Origin of the sequence: Hydromonas duriensis (assembly GCF_004363775.1) — a bacterium.
GTDB lineage: Bacteria > Pseudomonadota > Gammaproteobacteria > Burkholderiales > Burkholderiaceae > Hydromonas > Hydromonas duriensis.
In genome coordinates, this window is sequence record NZ_SNZE01000032.1 from 1 (window position 1) to 18,823 (window position 18,823).

The window sequence follows — 18,823 nt, forward strand, 5'->3', positions numbered from 1 at the left end:
CCTGCTTATAAAATAAGCAGAATACTTGGATTACCTGGTCAATTTTGAACGCAAATTTATGCCTTTAAATGGTCAGTTTTGAACGAGCAGCAACAGCTAAATTATTAATCGCTTGTGATTGCTTACCAACCGATGTTGCTTCTATGCCTGATGCGTTGGTGTAAGTACCTATTGCAAGGGAGTCTGTGCCGCCAGCCGTACTTGACATACCAAGTGCATAGGCATTTAAAGCTGAAGCTTTACTGGTATTACCTAAAGCGAGAGAGTTAGTCCCTGATGCAGTGGCACTCGCCCCCATTGCTAAAGATTGTGCGCCTGATGCAGACGCGGATGAGCCTATTGCAATGGTATTGGTGCTGAGGGCTTGACTGGAGTTGCCGATGGCGATGGCATCAGAAGCGGTTGCTGAAGTACTTAGTCCAATGGCAACTGCCTGAGTGCCTGATGCCAATGAGTTTGTACCTATTGCAACGGCTTCAGTTTGTGTGGCTGATGCGCTTAAACCCATGGCGATGGCCCTGTCGCCAATTGTTTTGCTAGAGTCACCAATGGCAATAGAGTCTACTGTACCCGCTGAACTGTTTGTACCAAGTGCAATGGCATCATCTTTGGTCGCCAATGCCGCATTACCGATGGAAACCGAGCGGTTGGCTTTGACGTTTTGACCTGCACCGTAGCCCATTGCAACGTTATTTGAACCACTCACGGTTGAGCCTGCTCTCCAGCCAAAACCGTAATTATTTAAACCAATCACATTTTGACCCGCTTGATAACCGATTGTTGTGTTACCTGTACCACTGGCGTTAATACCTGCGTTGATACCAATAGCTAAATTGCCTGAGCCTGTTACTCCTGCACCTGCACCAAAACCCATCGCAACAGAGTAGGAAGCATCAGTGGAATTGTTACCTGCATCCGTCCCAACCAAAGTAGACCACACAGGTGCGCCTGACAAATTACGCGCTGCGCCATAACCGATGGCGAGAGAATAATCACCTAGACCCGTTGCGCCAGAACCAGTAGCAGTACCAATAGCGATAACGCCTGTTTTGACCGCGCTGGATGATGCGCCAATGGCGATGGTGTTGGTGTTCACTGCGGAAGCGTTGGTGCCTATTGCAACTGCATTTTGTGCGGAGGCAAGGCTGGTGGTGCCGAACGCGATGCTGTCTTTCGCTGTCGCTGCCGCGTTAAAGCCCAAGGCAGCAGCTTGTGAGCCAGAAGCCAAAGTACTTAAACCGATAGCGATGGTATTAATGTTCGATGCTGATGCTGAACTGCCGATGGCAATGGCGCTGTCGAAGTTACCCGCGTTGCTTTTAATACCAATGGCAATGGTATTCGTTCCTAAAGCTGAACTGGACATACCTACCGCAACGCCCTGTGCGCCTGAAGCGAGCGACCATGTGCCATTTGCCACCGAGTTTGCACCCGAGGCATTTGCAGCTGCGCCTGTTGCCAAAGAGGCAGTACCTGTGGCTGTTGCTAAAGTACCGATTGCCGTGGCATAAGTGGCTGTTGCTATCGCCTTTGAACCAAGTGCCGAAGTGTACGTATTGGTTGCTTGTGCTTCACGACCCACGGCAGTAGCATCTAAAGCTGATGCCATTGATATTACGCCAATGGCAACGGCATTGTTGCCTACAGCCGAGGAGGATGAACCGATGGCAATGGCGTTGTTAAAACCACTGCCTACATAGCTCTTGGTGCCTATGGCGATGGTGTCCGTAGCCAAAGCCGAACTGCTTTGACCAAGGGCAATTGCATTTGTACCGCTTGCAACGGCACTGCCGCTAGAGCCTGTCGAACCACTAAATGAGCCAATGGCGACTTGCGCCTGTGCATGAGGCACAGCGAGCATTGTGCTTAGTAGGAGTAAACACCCCGCGACGGTGCTGAGTGTCGCGCGGCTTTTTTTCCCTTTTGCTGCGACTAACTCAGAAACGGCTACCCATGTGTTGGTGAGCTCGTTATAAATGCTCCTGAAAGATTTGTTCATATATCTAAGTATTTTAACCAGATAAATCAACTGCATATTGTTATTATATTTATAATGAGCTATCTTTTCGCAATAATTGTTATGTAAATAGATTAAATTATATTTTAATATTGCTTGTTAAATACTTTATAACAATTTTTGATTTTAGTAAATGTTGAAAATTTTATTTTTGTTTTATTTTTGCAACACCATCTAAAACGAACTCACTTAAACGCTAAATCAATAAATATCCTGTTTGTGATAAATGAACAATCAAGAGGTATGGGTTTATGTGTTGACAAGGAGAGTAACTTAAAATGAATCTAAGCGTTGCACAGATTTTGTCTTGGTTATTTGGGTTTATCGTGGTGTTGGGTGTATTTTGGGCGTGCTTTGCCGTAAAATGGCTGTCAATCAAATATAGATGGAGAACAATATGAAATGGACGGACGTGTTGGAGATTGCCATTGAGTTGTATGAGGCGCATCCCGATGTTGACCCTGTGACGGTGCGCTTTACGGATTTGCATAACTGGGTGGTGGCTTTAGATGGCTTTGATGATGACCACAGTCGTGGCGGTGAAAAGGTGTTGGAGGCGATTCAGCAGGCGTGGATTGATGAAGCGAAGTGATGTCTGATGCTGTGATGTGGTTGTGTTTGTCGAGTTATTTTTTGAGTTATTTTCTACTTTGTACAACCATCGCTTGAATTGAGGTGTTATCTCAGTTGTTATCAAGCAGCCGTTATTTAACGGCTGCTTTTATTTGTATCGTCAATTATAAAATCCGTGCGAGCAGGGCTTTTTCTTTACCTTGCATATTGGGGATGCGTACAAAATGCCCGCCGCCAGCGGCCTCACTGACGGGTTCGCCGTCCTTGAGCATTTGTTCCAGTTGCACAATTTGATTGCCCGATGGGTGGATGATTTCAATTTGGTCACCCACTTTAAATTTGTTTTTGGTATCAATCAACGCCCAGCCTTGTTCATCGATTTCTAACACGTCGCCCACGTATTGGGTGTTTTTGCTGCTTGAGTACCCTGAAATATAATTTTGTGTTTCGTGCGATTGGTGACGTTCTAAGAAACCAGGGGTGTAGCCACGGTTGGCGAGGCCTTCGAGTTCAGCGAATAATTCAGGGTTGAATGGACGGCCTGCGAGTGCGTCATCAATGGCGCGGCGATAGGTTTGTGCGGTGCGTGCGACGTAGTACAACGATTTGGTGCGACCTTCGATTTTTAAAGAGTCGACGCCAATTTTAATCAATTTTTCAACGTGTTGAATGGCGCGCAGGTCTTTTGAATTCATGATGTACGTGCCGTGCTCGTCTTCCAATATCGGCATCATTTCGCCCACGCGAGTGGCCTCTTCGATGAGGTAAGTTTTGTCGGCGAGCGGGTGACGTTTAATCTCCGTTGATGAGAAGCTGTCGTTTTGCTCATCCCATGCCTGTTGTAAATCAAATTTAATCACTTGCGGTTGCACGTCGCCCGCGTCCGTGTTTTCGGTTTCATGCACTTTATAGTCCCAACGGCAGGAGTTGGTGCAGGTGCCTTGGTTGGGGTCGCGGTGGTTGAAGTAGCCCGAGAGCAGACAACGGCCTGAGTAGGCAATGCACAATGCGCCGTGGACAAATACTTCAAGCTCCATTTCAGGGCATTCTTGGCGAATTTGTGCGATTTCATCCATTGATAATTCGCGCGATAAAATAATGCGAGTCAGCCCCATTTTTTGCCAAAACTTGACGGCGGCGTAGTTGACGGTGTTCGCTTGCACGGATAAATGAACGGCTTGTTCAGGCCATTTTTCGCGCACCATCATAATCAGCCCAGGGTCGGCCATAATCAGCGCGTCGGGTTTCATCTCGATGACGGGCTCCATGTCGGCGAGGTAGGTTTTGACCTTGCTGTTGTGGGGTAACAGGTTGGAGGCGACGTAGAATTTTTTACCGCGCTGGTGCGCTTCATCAATGCCGATTTTAAGGGCATCGAGTTTAAATTCGTTGTTACGTGCGCGTAAAGAATAGCGAGGTTGACCCGCATACACCGCATCTGCGCCAAAATCGTAGGCCGCACGCATTTTATCCAGCGTACCCGCTGGGAGTAGTAATTCAGTTTTCATTTGTGTTCCTTAGCAAGAGGAGTCTCTCACGGTGAGAGGGGACGACATTTTAGCATTAAATGCGTTAAGTCTTTGAAAGGATTCGAGAAGTGGGGCGGCAATGTGAGCCAGCCGCTGTTTTTGTTTTAGTGGGGACTTGATTGTGTATTAAGCGATGCGGTTTGCGGGTTGTTTGCATTTTGGATGCACGTTTGAATGCCTTGAGCAATGGCATGTGAAATGGTCTTGATGGTTCTTTTGTGGCTCAATCGAACGGCCTCGCTGGGGTTGACGATGACGCCAATTTCCACCAAAACGGCTGGAATCGGGGCCGTTTTTAACACCACTAAATCATCAAATTGGTGAACGCCGAGTTGTTCATCTAAAAAGGGGCGGCTTTGTCCCGCTTTTTCGCTGGCGTGGTACAGGGATGGTGTTTCTTTGATGGACAGTAGTTGTGCGCCAATGTTTTGAGCGCAGGCTAAACTTTTATCAAATTGTGGGTTCTTTTTTGAAACAAAAATTGAAAATCCCGATAGTGTTTTATTTCGCCCTTCATCAATCCATTCTTGAGGCATGGAGTCATGGTGTATCGACACAAATACATCGGCGTCGGGGGCTTGTGTTGAGCGGTCTTTCAACTCAATGTCGTTGCCATCGGCCGCAATTCTCAAAACTCTCACGCCTGTTTGTTCAAGCTGGTGCGCAACGGCGGTGCTCATGTTTAAGTTGTATTGGTATTCAACTTGTCCTGTTGCGCCCATCGCCCCAGGGCGGCTGGGCATGTGCCCCGTGTCCAGTACCACATACGGGTTGGCATTGGTCAACGCGGGCGTGAGTAAGAATAAAGCGACCACGCGCCAAGAGAGACCGAATGACATGATTTTTTTATTTAATGTGTCGTTTAATAATATTTTTAATGTGTTTTTTAATGTCATCACAGGTCTTTTGAGGCGATTTCAGGGACGTTTAGTAGAGTGGTTGAGCATCGGCTTATATTAGCCTAGCCATTAGCCCACCCATTTTCTCGCGTTTTGAAATAATTGCAGCCACGGCGATACGTCCCAGTCGCTTGGTTTGTAAGAAAACAATTCGCTTCTGAATACCCGCTCAGGGTGCGGCATCATGATTAATACACGACCATCAGCCGAAGTGAAGCCGTTTAGACCGAGTGGCGCACCGTTTGGATTGGCAGGGTAGTGTTCGGTGGCGTTGTGCGCGCTGTCCACATAACGCAGTGCGACTTTGTGCTCGTTTTGGACGGCGGTTAAATCGTTGGTGGCGTAGCTGGTGCGACCTTCACCGTGGCTGATAACGATAGGGAGCACGCTGCCTGCCATGCCTTTGAGAAGAATGGATGGTGATTCGGTGATTTCAACTTGTACAAGGCGGGCTTCGTATTGCTCAGAACGGTTGCGCACGAATTTCGGCCAATGTTCTGCACCAGGGATGATGTCTTTGAGGTTGCTCATCATTTGGCAACCGTTGCAGACACCGAGGCTGAATGTGTCTGGGCGGGCAAAAAATGCCGCGAATTGATTGCGCAACTGCTCGTTGTGCAAAATTGTTTTTGCCCAGCCTTCACCCGCGCCAAGCACGTCACCGTAAGAAAATCCACCGCAGGCGACCAAGCCGCGCATGTCGTTCAAGTTGACCCGTCCCGCGAGCAGGTCGCTCATGTGCACATCGACCGCGTCAAAGCCGACCTGTGTAAATGCGGCGGCCATTTCAACATGACCATTCACACCTTGTTCGCGCAAAATAGCAACTTTGGGTTTATGGCTGATGTTGAGGTATGTTGCGTGCGCCGTCGCCTCGGGGGTGAAGCTGAGTTTAGGTGTGAGGGCTTGCGGTGGGTTGGCGTATTCTTGTTCGACACAGGCGGGGTTGTCACGTAATTGTGCGATGTGGAATGAGGTTTCTTGCCACGCGGCATGCAGTACGGCGAGCGGGAGTTTGAGTTTTGCTTCGCCGTCTTGCCACACTGAAAATTGAGCATCGGCTTGCGTGCTTGGGATGACTTGTCCGACAACGTGACTGTACGCACCTAAATCATGCGCGCGCAGGACGTTCATCACATCGCTGATTTGCTCTTTTTTGACTTGAATCACCATGCCCAATTCTTCGTTGAACAAGGCTTGCATCAGTCGTTCGTTGCGTTGCACTGACATTTGTACAGCGCTGATTTTGAAGTCGCCTGTGTCGGCTGAGTTCGGGTCGATGGTGAGCATGTCCGCTTGAATCGCAACGGAAGTTTGTGTCGCAAATGCCATTTCGGCGACTGCCGCCAATAAGCCGCCGTCGCTCTTGTCATGGTAGGCCAATGCCAGTCCTTTTTGATTCAGCTCTTGTATCGCGGCGAAGGCATTTTTCAACATCTGCGCGTCGTCCAAATCAGGCACGGATTCGCCGACTTGGCGCGTGACTTGCGCGAGAATCGATAAGCCCATGCGCATTTTGCCTTTGGCTAAATCAATCAATACCAATTGCGTTGCACCGACATCGGTGCGTAATTGCGGTGTGAGTGTACGTCGTACATCGGTGACGGGGGCAAAGCTGGATACAATTAAGGAGACAGGTGAGCGCACTGTTTTTGCTGTTTCGTTATCGTCCCACTTGGTTTGCATCGACAAAGAATCTTTACCGACAGGAATCGAAATGCCCAAGGCAGGGCACAATTCCATGCCCACGGCTTTGACCGTGTCGTAAAGTTTGGCGTCTTCACCTGCCACGCCACACGCCGCCATCCAGTTGGCAGAGAGTTTAATTCTGGAAATGTGCTCAATCGGAGCTGCCGCGACATTGGTAATGGCTTCAGCAATTGCCATGCGACCCGAGGCGGGCGCGTCTAACACCGCCAGAGGGGTGCGTTCGCCCATAGCAAAGGCTTCGCCGAGAGTGCCCGTATAGTCGCGCAAGGACACCGCGCAATCGGCGACAGGGACTTGATAAGGGCCAACCATTTGGTCTCGCGCGGTCATGCCACCGACGGTGCGGTCGCCAATGGTGATGAGGAATGATTTTGAGGCGACGGTTGGGTGGCGCAATACATCTAAGGTGATGCGTTCTAAATCCAATCCGACCAAATCAATCGCTTCGCCTGCGCTTTCGAGGCGCGTGACATCGCGTGTCATTTTTGGGGGCTTGCCGAGCAAAACATCCATTGGCATATCGACGGGGTCGCAAGGGTTGCTCACGTCCTCACGCGAGTCTTTGACGATGAGTTGTTGTTCAGCGGTGACGGTGCCAATGACTGCAAATGGACAACGTTCGCGTGCGCAAGCGTCAGCAAACCAGTCCAATGATTCGGGCAAAATCGCCAGCACATAACGTTCTTGCGCTTCATTGCTCCAAATTTCACGTGGACTTAAACCTGACTCTTCAAGCTGCACCAAGTTCAAATCAAACACCGCGCCTCGCGCCGAGCCGTGCACAATTTCAGGGAAGGCATTGGAAATGCCGCCTGCACCGACATCATGAATCGACAAAATGGGGTTGTCCAAACCGCGCTGCCAACAGCGATCAATCACTTCTTGCGCACGGCGTTGAATTTCTGGGTTGCCGCGTTGAACTGAATCAAAGTCAAGTGCTGCGCTGTTGCTGCCCGCGCCCATTGATGAGGCCGCGCCGCCGCCCAAGCCAATTTTCATGCCTGGGCCGCCGAGTTGAATCAGCAGTGCGCCTTCGGGTAAGTCTTTTTTACCGATGTGTTGCGCGTCGATATTGCCAATGCCGCCTGCAATCATAATCGGTTTGTGATAACCGTAAGTCACGCCTGCAATGGGTTGTTCGAATGAGCGGAAATAACCTGCAAGGTTGGCGCGTCCAAATTCATTGTTAAATGCAGCACCACCGATTGGCCCTTCGAGCATCACGTCAAGGGCGGAGACGATGCGTTCAGGCTTGCCGTAATTCACTTCCCATGCACGCGGTGCATCAGGCAAGTGTAAGTTAGACACGGTGAATCCTGTTAAGCCGACTTTTGGTTTAGAGCCTTGCCCCGTCGCGCCTTCGTCGCGTATTTCACCGCCAGAGCCAGTTGCTGCGCCAGAAAAAGGGGCAATCGCGGTCGGGTGGTTGTGGGTTTCGACTTTCATCAACGTGTGGGTTAAAGCCTCGTTTGAGCGATAAATGCCATCGGCATCGGGGTAAAAACGCTGCACCACATCACCAGCCATAACCGCGGCGTTGTCGTCATACGCCACCACGTCGCCCGCAGGGTTGAGTTGGTGGGTGTTGCGAATCATTTTGAACAAGCCTAAGGGCTGTGCTTGACCATCAATGATGAAGTCGGCATTGAAAATTTTGTGGCGGCAATGTTCAGAATTGGCTTGTGCAAACATCATCAATTCGACATCGGTTGGGTCTCGTTGCAGTTTTTGGTAAGCATCCAAAAGGTAATCCACTTCGTCGTCGGATAATGCCAAACCGAGTTCGTTATTGGCTTGCACCAAAGCGGCTTTGCCTTGAGTCAATAGGGGGATGGTTAGCAAGGGTTGACTTGGTAAGTCCTTGAATAGAGCCGCGCCATCGAATGCACCGATAAAGACAGATTCCGTCATGCGGTCGTGCATCACTTCGCTCAGGGGCTGAATGTCGTCTTGCGATAATTTTTTTGTGTTGAGTAAACCAGATTTCAAAATTAAGCTGTATTCAATCCCGCGTTCGATGCGGCGGATGTTGCTTAAACCTGTATTGTGCGCGATGTCGGTGGCTTTACTTGCCCACGGGGAAATCGTGCCCATGCGTGGGACAACGGTTAAGTCTATATCTGCGGTGGCTGAATCGCTGCTTGAACTGGTTTCTTCGCCATACGTCAATAAGCTATTGAGCACTTGTCGCTCGCTTGTACTTAAAGGCTCGCTCGACCAAATGTAATGCACATAACGAGACTGAACCCCAACAATGTTAGGGTTCAGAGGGGCAAAACGTTCAAGTAAACGAGAAACACGAAAGTCAGACAGAGCACGGGAGCCGCGCAATAGGGTGATGGCAGACATGAAGTATCCTAAAAAAGCCGAGCGGCGCACAAATGCGCCGATGAGGTGAGAGACGCGGCATTATAACAGACATGTCCTTGTTTTTTAAGCACATCTGTTCGCTTTCAGCCGTTTTGATGTCAAGGAGGCTGTGACGCGAAGACGCGCGGTAACATGACGGTTTTTAAAAACGGGTGGGCTACGTCGTCGTTGTTTGAGTGGTTGTGTTAACGTGAACGATGACCAAATCGTCGAGCGATTTTATTCACCTGCGGCAGGGTTCTCAAGCTTTTGAAGACTTGTGCCAAATGCACACGGTCAGTGACATCAATTGTGATGTCAACATGCACTTGATTATGAATCACTTGTGAATGAACCACTTCAATATTGGCACCTGCTTCACTGATTTTGCTGGCGACCTTCGCCAACAAACCGCGTTCATCAGTGGTGACAATGTGCAACGCCACCGAAAAAGGGTCGGCCAGTTCTGCGTCCATGTCCCATTCGAGGTTAATCCAGCGCAAGTTGTCGTGCGCACGTTGTGTGCGAGCGGTTGGACAATCTGAAGTGTGCACAATCAGACCTTGGCGGCGCAAAAGGTGGCCGACAATGGCATCGCCGCGAATCGGGTGACAGCACTTTGATAAAGTCAGCGTGTTCATCTCATCGCCTCGAATCACCAAACGCTCCACTTCTGGTTTAACCAGTAATTCGGATGTCTGAACCACGCTGGATACATTGTTTTGTGAAACCATTAACAGGCGTTGGATGGTGATGTTTGCATCTCGGATGCCCAAACCAATTTCAGAGAACAGTTCTTCTTTGGTTTTGCAGCCAGAATCGAGCAATAGTTTTTCCCACATCTCAACTTCTGGATTGGGCAAGTTCGCTGTTTCTAAGGCTTGCTTAAATAGTTGTTGCCCCAAATGAGCCGACTCGCTTAGGCGTTGAGATTTGAAATAATGGCGCAGTTCAGAACGTGCCTTGCCTGTTTTTACCCATTTCATCCATGAAAGATGCGGTTTAGCAGCGGGGTCAGTGACAATGTGGATGCGGTCGCCATTGTGCAGCTCGGTTGATAATGACGCATCCATATCGTTGATGCGTGCAGAGACTGCGTGAGAGCCAATGTCGGTGTGTATGCTGTAAGCAAAATCCAATGCCGTGGCATGGCGCGGAAGGGTCAATATACGAGACTTTGGCGTAAAGACATAGACTGCATCAGGCGAGAGGTCGACCTTAATGTGTTCTAAAAACTCAATTGAATCATTGGTTTTTTGTTGAATATGAAACAGCGATTGCAAGGTCAGGTGCGATTGTTTTTGCACGTCGGAAAAACTGATGTCTTTGTCTTTGTATAACCAGTGGGTGGCTATCCCTGATTCGGCAATGCGGTGCATGTCGTGCGTGCGGATTTGAAATTCTACAGGCGTGCCGTATGGGCCAAGTACCGTTGTGTGCAGCGATTGGTAACCATTTTTTTTAGTCAATGAAATGTAGTCTTTAAAACGACCGGGTACGAATTTAAACAAGCCGTGCAAAACACCCAAACCGACGTAGCAGTCGCTGCGTGTTTTTACGATGATTCGAAACGCATACACATCCAATACTTTGGATAAGCTGAGTTTTTTGGCTTTCATTTTTTGATAAATGCTGGCGAGATTTTTTTCTCGTCCCGACAGTTCGACATCTAAACCTGCCTGTTCAAACGCTTGGCAGACTTGGTCTAAAATCTTGGTGAATAACTCGCGCTTTTGGCCGCGGTTGCGTTGCAGGGCTTTTTCTAATACGGCAGCGCGGATGGGATGGGTTTGATGAAAACATAAGTCTTGTAATTGACGATAAATGTCATCTAATCCCAATCGGTGGGCAATCGGCGCATAAATTTCTAAAGTTTCGTGGGCGATGCGGCGACGCTTTTCAGGCATCAATGTGCCCATGGTTGATAGATTATGCAGTCGATCGGCAAGTTTGACCAAAATCACGCGCACATCATCGGCCATGGCCAAGAGCATTTTGCGAAAGCTTTCGGCTTGTTGCGCTTCTTTGCTATCAAAATGCAGCTTATCGAGCTTAGATAAACCATCAACCAAATTGGCCACAGGTGCACCAAACTCATGCGCCAGCGTGATTTTATCCGTGCCCGTGTCTTCCAAAACGTCGTGCAATAGAGCTGCCATGATGGATTGACCATCGAGCTTCCACGAGGCGCATAGCGTCGCCACCGCAATTGGGTGCGTGATATAAGGTTCGCCCGTTTGACGGTATTGCCCTAAATGCGCGGCATCGGCCACTAGGAATGCTGTTCGTATACGTGAACAGTCTGCCTCAGTGAGGTAGGTTGATAATTGAGTAAATAAACCGTCTAACCCTGTCTTAATCAGTTCGGCATGCTGTTGCTTGTGCGCAGTTGCGTTCGCCATAATCGTACTCGCCGCGAGGGTATCTAGCGGCGTTGTGATTGTTGGAGGCGATTTTTTAGACATGGTTTAATTGCTCAATTCGATTCAAGTAGGTTCGGTTCAAATAGGGTTAAAAAAAGCCATTGATATAGGCAATGGCTTTTTTTTGCTGAATGTGCTGTTTAGTTGGGTACTTTCAAAAGCATTTCAATACCAACGGCACCTTCAGCTATTTCTTTTAAGGCTATCACAGTTGGCTTGTCGTTTTGCGTGCCTGTGATTTTTGGAGCGTGCCCTTGTGCCAACTGGCGTGCACGGTAAGTTGCAGATAAAGTCATTTCAAAACGGTTCGGAATTTGCTTTAAGCAATCTTCAACGGTAACGCGAGCCATGGTGTGTCCTTATTGTAAGTACTGAATCAAAAAAGTTGTAGCAAGTTGCGATGAGTATCTCGCTGCCCGAAGGTGTATGTGGGGTATATTATACATGCACCACACGTTTTAATTGGCTTTGGCATGTATGCCTAAATCATAAAACAAATCGGGTTGACGCGAAAATTGTTGGTTAAAACGCAAACGCGCTGCGGCAACAATGCAAGAAAGCTGATTCAACGCGCTGTCTAAATTTTCGTTAATGATAACATATTCGAACTCGGGTGCGTGCGCCATTTCACCGCCTGCGGCAAGTAAACGTCGAGTAATAACGGCTTCGCTGTCCGTGCCGCGTTTATGAAGTCGTTCTTGTAAGGCGGTTAATGAGGGGGGAAGAATGAAGATGCCAATCATGTTTGGAAAGTGCATGCGAACTTGTTGTGCGCCTTGCCAGTCAATTTCCAGCAAGACATCACGGCCGTTGGCTAGGGCTTGATTAATCCATGATTTTGAAGTGCCGTAATAATTTCCGTGAACTTCGGCTGATTCGATGAACTCTTGGTTGTTTTGGCGTTCTAAAAAATCATCAACCGTTATAAAGTGATACGACAGGCCGTTGACTTCACCTTCTCGTGGTCCGCGTGTGGTGTAAGAAATGGACAGTTGAATGTTTGAGTCTTTTGATAACAGGGCGTTGACTAAGGTTGATTTACCAGCGCCGCTGGGAGCGACAATAACAAACAATGTGCCTGGTTGTAAGGGTTTACTGACGGTCATGATGTATTCTCTTTATATTCTCTTATTCAATATTTTGAACTTGTTCACGCATTTGTTCAATGATGAGTTTTAAATCCATAGAGGCTTGGGTTTGTAATAGGCTGGCGGATTTTGAACCGAGGGTATTGGCTTCACGGTTAAACTCTTGCATTAGAAAATCAAGTTTTTTACCAATGCTGCCGCCATTTTTCAAGATTTTACGTGCGCTGGCGATGTGACCATCCAATCGATCCAGCTCCTCGGCCACATCAATGCGAATTGCCGTGAGAGAGGCTTCTTGTCGAATGCGCTCAATCAACTCTTCGGCAGGAATCGCGGATGTGGCGATGGCGACATCGGCTTTTTGCGCGTCGATGGCTTTGAGTAAGCGTTCGCGCAGTTTGTTTTCTTGATGGGCTAACAATTCGGGCAGTTGCACGCGCAATTCTGCGATGATTGTTGCTATGGCATCCAGTCGTTCATTCAGTGTGTTGGACAAGTGAGCGCCTTCTGCCGCGCGGCTGGCAAGGAGGGCGGAAATGGCGGTGTGGGTGACAGACTCCATTTCACTTGCTTGCACCTGCGCTAATGCTGAGGTTGCGCCATGACTGCTTGGCAATACACCTGGCCAGTTGAGTAGGGCGGTAATCGACATGGGTTGTGCGCTGCTGTCTTGTTTTAAAATTTGACTTTGTAAATCAAGAACCTGTTGCAAAGCTTCGGTGTTGATCTGTGGGGCATTGTCACTCACGCTTTGGGTGGATTGCCAACTGATTTTGCATTCAATTTTGCCGCGTTTCACACGGGTAAAAATACTGTCGCGTATTAAGCTTTCATGCGTGGCCAGTTCTTCGGGAATTTTGAAAGACAAGTCCAAAAAGCGGCTGTTGACGCTTTTTAGTTGCAAGGTGAGTTTGCAGGCCGTGCTGTTGACTTCGGCGCTGCCAAAGCCAGTCATGCTGTAAACGTTTAAATCGAGGTTAGGCTTCATGTACAATAAGGGTCAATCGAGAAAATAAAATTTATTTTGTCGGGGTTAATGTCAGTATCTTTGTCACTTGCGAGCCGTTTGTTTGTTGGTTGCCTGTGAGGGCTGACAAAAAAATAGAATAAAATCAAAATCTTGAGTTGAGTACAGTTGGATGTGAATGCTCATTTGCATGTTCAACATTCAGGTTAAGCATCCAGTTCAATTTAAGATTTCTTAAAATTCCCTTAAAAATTTCATTGAGAAAACAATATGATACACCGAGCAGAGGGGCGTGCGCCCAATGAATTACGAAAAGTCAGTATTGAGCGGGCTTATACCAAACATGCCGAGGGTTCGGTGCTTGTTAGTTTTGGTGAAACTAAGGTGTTGTGCACAGCCAGTGTGTTGGCAAAAGTTCCGCCGCATAAAAAAGGCAGTGGTGAAGGTTGGGTGACGGCGGAGTATGGCATGTTGCCCCGCGCGACCCATACACGCAGTGACCGTGAGGCTGCGCGAGGCAAGCAAACTGGGCGTACTCAAGAAATTCAACGTTTGATTGGCCGAGCTTTGCGTGCGGTGGTTGATTTAAGTGCTTTGGGTGAGCACACAATTCATATTGATTGTGATGTGATTCAAGCGGATGGCGGTACGCGCACGGCGAGCATCACGGGTGCATATGTGGCTTTGTCCGACGCGGTCTCTTGGCTGATGCGAGAGGGTAAAATTACGCGAAATCCAATTAAAGATTCGATTGCCGCGATTTCAGTTGGCGTGGTGGCAGGCGTGCCCATGTTGGATTTAGATTATGATGAAGATTCGAATTGCGACACAGATATGAATGTTGTTTTGACGGGAGCTGGTGGTTTTGTTGAAATTCAAGGCACTGCGGAAGGCGTGCCGTTTAGTGGTGCTGATTTAACGGCTTTGTTGGATTTGGCGCAAAAAGGCGTGGGCGAATTGGGTACATTGCAACGGCAGGCCTTGCAGGCATAAAAAGGTAAATATCATGTTGTTCATAACGATTTATTATTTGACAGGCATTGCTTTAATCGCGGGCGTGGGTGCGTTGATGGTGGGGCAGATGTTTGGTGTTGTTGCCGTGCCTAATTTGGTTGAAAAAACAAGCTGGAAGTATTTTGTATTGTTTTTCTGCATGTTGATTCCTTTTTTAGGCGCGTTGGTGTGCTTGCTTAATTATCAAAAAACGGTTTACGCCAGCCGATTTGTGATTGTTGGATTGGCTTGTCTGGCGGCGAGTGCATTGGGGCTGTTGGGGTTGCGGCTGTTATCCTATACGTTATGATATACGCTATGAAAAAAAGGACATCTTGCGATGTCCTTTTTTGTGCTGTCAATGTCATATTTTTGAGTTATTTCTGAGCCTCTTTATGGTACGAAGTGACACGTTCAACTTCTTGTTTAGAACCCATAAACACCGCCACGCGCTCGTGTAAAGACGTGGGTTGAATGTCTAAAATTCGAGTGATGCCATCGGTCGCTGCGCCTCCTGCTTGCTCGACAATCATCGACATTGGGTTGGCCTCATACATCAAACGCAATTTACCTGCGCGCCCTGGGGTGCGCGAGTCGGTCGGGTACATAAAAATTCCGCCACGATTGAGAATGCGGTGTACTTCTGCGACCATGGCTGCAACCCAGCGCATGTTGTAATTTTTTTGTAAAGGACCTGTTTCACCTGCAATGAGTTCATCATAGTAACGTTGCATTGGCTTTTCCCAATAGCGGTAATTTGAAGAATTGATGGCAAACTCTGCAGTGGTTTCAGGAATTTGCATGTCCTCTTGGGTTTGAATCCAAGAGCCCAGTTGCGTGTCCAGCGTGAAGCTGTGAACGCCTCGGCCAGTGGTTAAAACCAATTGAGTTTGTGGGCCATAAATGGCATAACCCGCAGCCACTTGTTGACAGCCTTTTTGAAAGAAGTCTTGATTACTGACGTTGTGTGAAGATTCTGGCTTTTTCAATACAGAGAAAATGGTGCCCACGGTGACATTGATGTCAATGTTAGACGAGCCGTCTAGCGGATCGTAAACCAATAAATATTCCCCCTTCGGAAAACGATTGGGGATTTCATAAATGTGTTCCATTTCTTCAGAGGCCATCGCTGCTAAGTTGCCCCCCCATTCGTTGGCCTCTAGGAACAGCTCATTGGTGAGCACATCCAGTTTTTTTTGCGCCTCACCTTGTACGTTGTCTGTGCCCGCATTGCCCAGTACATCATCAAGCAATCCTTTTGACACTGAAAAGCTGATGTGTTTACAAGCGCGGGCGATGATTTCAATCAATAGCCGCAAATCTGCGGGCATATTGTTGTGCACCCGTTGTTCTTCAATTAAGTAACGTGATAGCGACTTGCGTTTAGTTGTGGTCATAATGGTTCTCTTCAAAAGTAAAAAATAAAAAACGGGTTTTAAACGGTCAAGGCGTTATGAGTTAAGAGGTTACGACTTGACTCGAGCCTAGGCATTCTAAATTTAAACATACAAGGCTTCAAAATTAACAAATATTTAACTTTTTTCGCCACCATAACTACAAAACACTTATTTCTTACGCCGATGTTTTATGCCAATGCAGCGCATGCAGCTCCAATGAAGTTGGCATCCACGTTTGAAGTGTTGTGCAAAATACGTACTTTAATGTGCGTTGCAATGAGTGCGTGTAATGTTGATTCGACACGTTCACGGTAGCCCTCGGTTTGCCAAAATAAAGTGCCTTCAGCCAAGATACCAACAGTATGATTTTTTTCTGGGCTTAAGTCTTGGCTTTTTAGAACGCCAGCCAATGCGGCCGCCGTTAAGTCAGCGGAACGATTGATTAATGCGGTTGCAGTATCCGCCATTAAGCCGTGGTAACGACGCAGTTGAGTCACATGCCCAGCGTGGGTGCGCGAGCCTGCTTCAGGGTCAAATGCCCACGCATCGGGTAGAGCCAAACACGCCTCTCGACCAACGATGCGCCCGTACAATTCAGCGGTGTACTTACCGCCCAGTGCTTTCTCGAGACGTTGTTTACCTGGATGGTCGTTCACACCTGCGGCATCTAATTCGTCATCATAATGCGATAAAAAAGGCGGGTGAAAATTGCCAATTTCAAGATTGACCGCCATCAATTCATCGGGGCGCCAGCCTTTTACTTCATCCGCAGATAATTTAGTGATTTGAGACGAGCGGTAAAAGCCCGCTGCATTCATACCCGTACCCGCAATCAAACCAATATAAGTATCACATTCTGGAGCCATCCAAGCCGCTGCAGCGAGCGTTGTGACAGTGTCATTTAAAATCGGCGTATGGTGAGCCGTTTGTCCTTGTGCAGCCAGTGCATCAATCAACTGTTTACGTAAAGGCACACCCACCATGTTGCTGACGTTGATGCCCTTTGTCCAAGTGACCAGCGCGGCATCACCGTCAGGGGTATTGGTTGAGGGGTAAGAGAAACAATAACCAAGATTAAATTCAGGCGCTGGACAAATTCTTTGAATCAATGCCGCTTGACGCTCAAAAAATTGCGCGGGTGACACCAGTCCAGGTGTTTGTGCATCGTGCATTAAAGTACGGTCAGCCTGAGGTTCAGTGATAAATGACACTTCTTGGCCTTGCATTGCAATATGTGCCGCACGGACATTTGTACCGCCCGCATCTAAAACTACGGCATCCCCATTGATTTGCCCGCTGGGACGACGCATGTATGCAGGCAGCGCCTTAATGTCCTGCCCGTCTTTTGCCAAGCCTTCAGCGATTTTATTCGCCAGCCCGTCACGAATTTGCATCAGCTGCTCAGTTGACAGCGTCAGCAGCTCAATGGCTTCTGTGATTCTTTGCTCCATATTGTTTTTACCCTCGGTGGTTGTTAATAAAAGCCTATTTTGGCTCTTGTTTATGTGCTACCCGCTTTGATTTTAGGCGTGCGCACCTGATTGATGTTGTGGGGAGGGCACATTATAGCACCTCATTTAATAGGCGGGGATGCCCATGCCTTGCACTTTTGACAGTGATTTTACGGGAGTGGTTTAAGCGTTTGATAACTATTATCGAGGTTGGATAAGGCTATGCGTGAAGGCTATAAATGATGAGTGTCTGAAATAATGAAATTGGTTTTTAGGTGGGTATCCAATTTAGGACGATTGGGCAGATTGTTCTTTACCCCCGACAAATTGATAGCGGTTGCCCGCATGCCACATGGTGACACATGTGGCAATTTGATTGGCAGAGCGAGTGGTTCGGTGTAGGACTAAACAGGGCTGGCTCGGCTCGATGTGCAGCATGCTGGCGATGTTCTGCGTTGGCAAAACGGCTTCGAGCCGATAGTCCATGCCTTGCAAGGGAGCGACGTTCATCAGGTATTCGTTGGGTGTGACATGGTTAAAATCTTGCGTCATGTAGTCGGGAGCAATGCTCGGATTGACCCAACGTTCCTCGACTTGGATGGGGACGGCGTTTTCAAAGTGCACCATGATGGAGTGAAATAAGTGTTGTCCGACTTTGAGTTTAAATTGTTGAGCAAGCATCTCACAGGCTGGAATGCGCTCTAGGGCGTGTAATTGAGCATGATGGCGGTGTCCACGAGCTGCAATTTCATCTGCGATGTTTTTAATTTCGACCAAAGTGGATTGAACTTTTTGCGGGGCAACGTATGTGCCCGCGCCTTGGCGGCGCACCAAAACCAGCTCGGCTGTCAACTCACGCAGTGCGCGATTGACGGTCATGCGCGAGGTGCTAAAAGTTTTGGTTAATGCCATTTCGGTGGGGATGAGCGTGCCTTCTGCCCATGCGCCACTTTCAATTTGGGCAATAATGTAATCTTTGATGCGCTGAAAAATGGGGGCTTGACTCATGGCGTGTTCTATCGGTAAGGAACCTGTATTCTAGCATTGTTGGCGCGTGCAAATAATTGTGCTGTGGATGATTTAGTGCGGATTTATTTCAACTTGAATGGATAAAATGCGCTTGACTAATTTGTATATACAAATTATAGTTTTGCCATTGCAATACCTCAATCACATATATTTAAATGACATTAAATAGACTTAAACCATCAGGAGCACAACATGAGTACTGAACAATTTGCCAATGATCCTCGTTTCGATGCAACGCGTGAAATTCGTGCGCCAAGAGGCTCAGAAAAATCCTGCAAAACTTGGGTGGCTGAGGCCGCGTATTGTTGTTGCTCGAGTAAAACTGACCATGAGTGCGCGTTGAAATTTGACCAGGCAGTTAAAGGCGCAAATTGGGTTGCACCTGTGGATAAGTTTAT

At 48.1% G+C, this 18,823-nt stretch carries 15 protein-coding genes; 4 read left to right on the forward strand and 11 right to left on the reverse strand.

Features of this window, described 5'->3' with window-relative positions:
* Positions 1-64: 64 nt before the first annotated feature.
* The gene (locus DFR44_RS10215) at positions 65-1,999 is read right to left on the reverse strand and encodes an ESPR-type extended signal peptide-containing protein (protein WP_162845248.1); all 1,935 of its coding nucleotides are present in this window, start codon (positions 1,997-1,999) and stop codon (positions 65-67) included.
* 415 nt (positions 2,000-2,414) lie between these two features.
* On the opposite strand from DFR44_RS10215, the gene iscX reads away from it, so the two are divergent.
* Positions 2,415-2,609, forward strand: a complete 195-nt coding sequence (gene iscX, locus DFR44_RS10220; RefSeq protein WP_133621471.1) for a Fe-S cluster assembly protein IscX — start codon at positions 2,415-2,417, stop codon at positions 2,607-2,609.
* Between the two features lie 145 nt (positions 2,610-2,754).
* Here the strand turns inward: iscX and trhP are convergent, their stop codons facing one another.
* From trhP to DFR44_RS10255, 7 genes are all read right to left on the reverse strand, one after another.
* Positions 2,755-4,098, reverse strand: coding sequence for a prephenate-dependent tRNA uridine(34) hydroxylase TrhP (gene trhP / locus DFR44_RS10225; RefSeq protein ID WP_133621472.1), 1,344 nt, complete (start codon positions 4,096-4,098; stop codon positions 2,755-2,757).
* A gap of 125 nt (positions 4,099-4,223) precedes the next feature.
* Positions 4,224-4,958: an N-acetylmuramoyl-L-alanine amidase family protein gene (locus DFR44_RS10230; protein ID WP_246012104.1), complete on the reverse strand. Its 735-nt coding sequence runs from the start codon at positions 4,956-4,958 to the stop codon at positions 4,224-4,226.
* Between the two features lie 129 nt (positions 4,959-5,087).
* Entirely contained in the window at positions 5,088-9,077 is a 3,990-nt protein-coding gene (purL, locus tag DFR44_RS10235) for a phosphoribosylformylglycinamidine synthase (RefSeq protein WP_133621474.1), read from the reverse strand.
* Positions 9,078-9,283: 206 nt separating this feature from the next.
* Positions 9,284-11,542 carry a RelA/SpoT family protein gene (locus DFR44_RS10240; RefSeq protein WP_133621475.1) on the reverse strand — a complete coding sequence of 753 codons (2,259 nt, stop codon included), beginning with the start codon at positions 11,540-11,542 and terminating at the stop codon, positions 9,284-9,286.
* A gap of 98 nt (positions 11,543-11,640) precedes the next feature.
* The gene (rpoZ, locus tag DFR44_RS10245) at positions 11,641-11,850 is read right to left on the reverse strand and encodes a DNA-directed RNA polymerase subunit omega (RefSeq protein WP_133621476.1); all 210 of its coding nucleotides are present in this window, start codon (positions 11,848-11,850) and stop codon (positions 11,641-11,643) included.
* A 108-nt stretch (positions 11,851-11,958) separates the two neighbouring features.
* Complete coding sequence (gene gmk, locus DFR44_RS10250; protein ID WP_133621477.1) at positions 11,959-12,606, reverse strand: guanylate kinase; 648 nt, start codon at positions 12,604-12,606, stop codon at positions 11,959-11,961.
* A 22-nt stretch (positions 12,607-12,628) separates the two neighbouring features.
* On the reverse strand, positions 12,629-13,576 hold the full coding sequence (locus tag DFR44_RS10255; RefSeq protein WP_133621478.1) for a YicC/YloC family endoribonuclease: 948 nt from the start codon (positions 13,574-13,576) through the stop codon (positions 12,629-12,631).
* Positions 13,577-13,825: 249 nt separating this feature from the next.
* Here DFR44_RS10255 and rph point away from each other — a divergent pair, with 249 nt between their 5' ends.
* Entirely contained in the window at positions 13,826-14,548 is a 723-nt protein-coding gene (rph, locus tag DFR44_RS10260) for a ribonuclease PH (protein WP_133621479.1), read from the forward strand.
* A 13-nt stretch (positions 14,549-14,561) separates the two neighbouring features.
* Positions 14,562-14,858, forward strand: coding sequence for a hypothetical protein (locus tag DFR44_RS10265; RefSeq protein WP_133621480.1), 297 nt, complete (start codon positions 14,562-14,564; stop codon positions 14,856-14,858).
* A 67-nt stretch (positions 14,859-14,925) separates the two neighbouring features.
* Here the strand turns inward: DFR44_RS10265 and DFR44_RS10270 are convergent, their stop codons facing one another.
* The 3 genes from DFR44_RS10270 to hutC all read right to left on the reverse strand — a co-directional run bounded on the left by DFR44_RS10270 (position 14,926) and on the right by hutC (position 18,404).
* Positions 14,926-15,945, reverse strand: coding sequence for a class 1 fructose-bisphosphatase (locus tag DFR44_RS10270; protein WP_133621481.1), 1,020 nt, complete (start codon positions 15,943-15,945; stop codon positions 14,926-14,928).
* Between the two features lie 188 nt (positions 15,946-16,133).
* A complete protein-coding gene (locus DFR44_RS10275) occupies positions 16,134-17,396 on the reverse strand; it encodes a hexokinase family protein (RefSeq protein WP_133621482.1) in 1,263 nt (420 codons plus the stop codon).
* A gap of 288 nt (positions 17,397-17,684) precedes the next feature.
* A complete protein-coding gene (gene hutC / locus DFR44_RS10280; protein WP_133621483.1) occupies positions 17,685-18,404 on the reverse strand; it encodes a histidine utilization transcriptional repressor HutC in 720 nt (239 codons plus the stop codon).
* 213 nt (positions 18,405-18,617) lie between these two features.
* Here hutC and DFR44_RS10285 point away from each other — a divergent pair.
* A partial coding sequence (locus tag DFR44_RS10285; RefSeq protein WP_133621484.1) for a hypothetical protein occupies positions 18,618-18,823 on the forward strand: 206 nt, incomplete at its 3' end.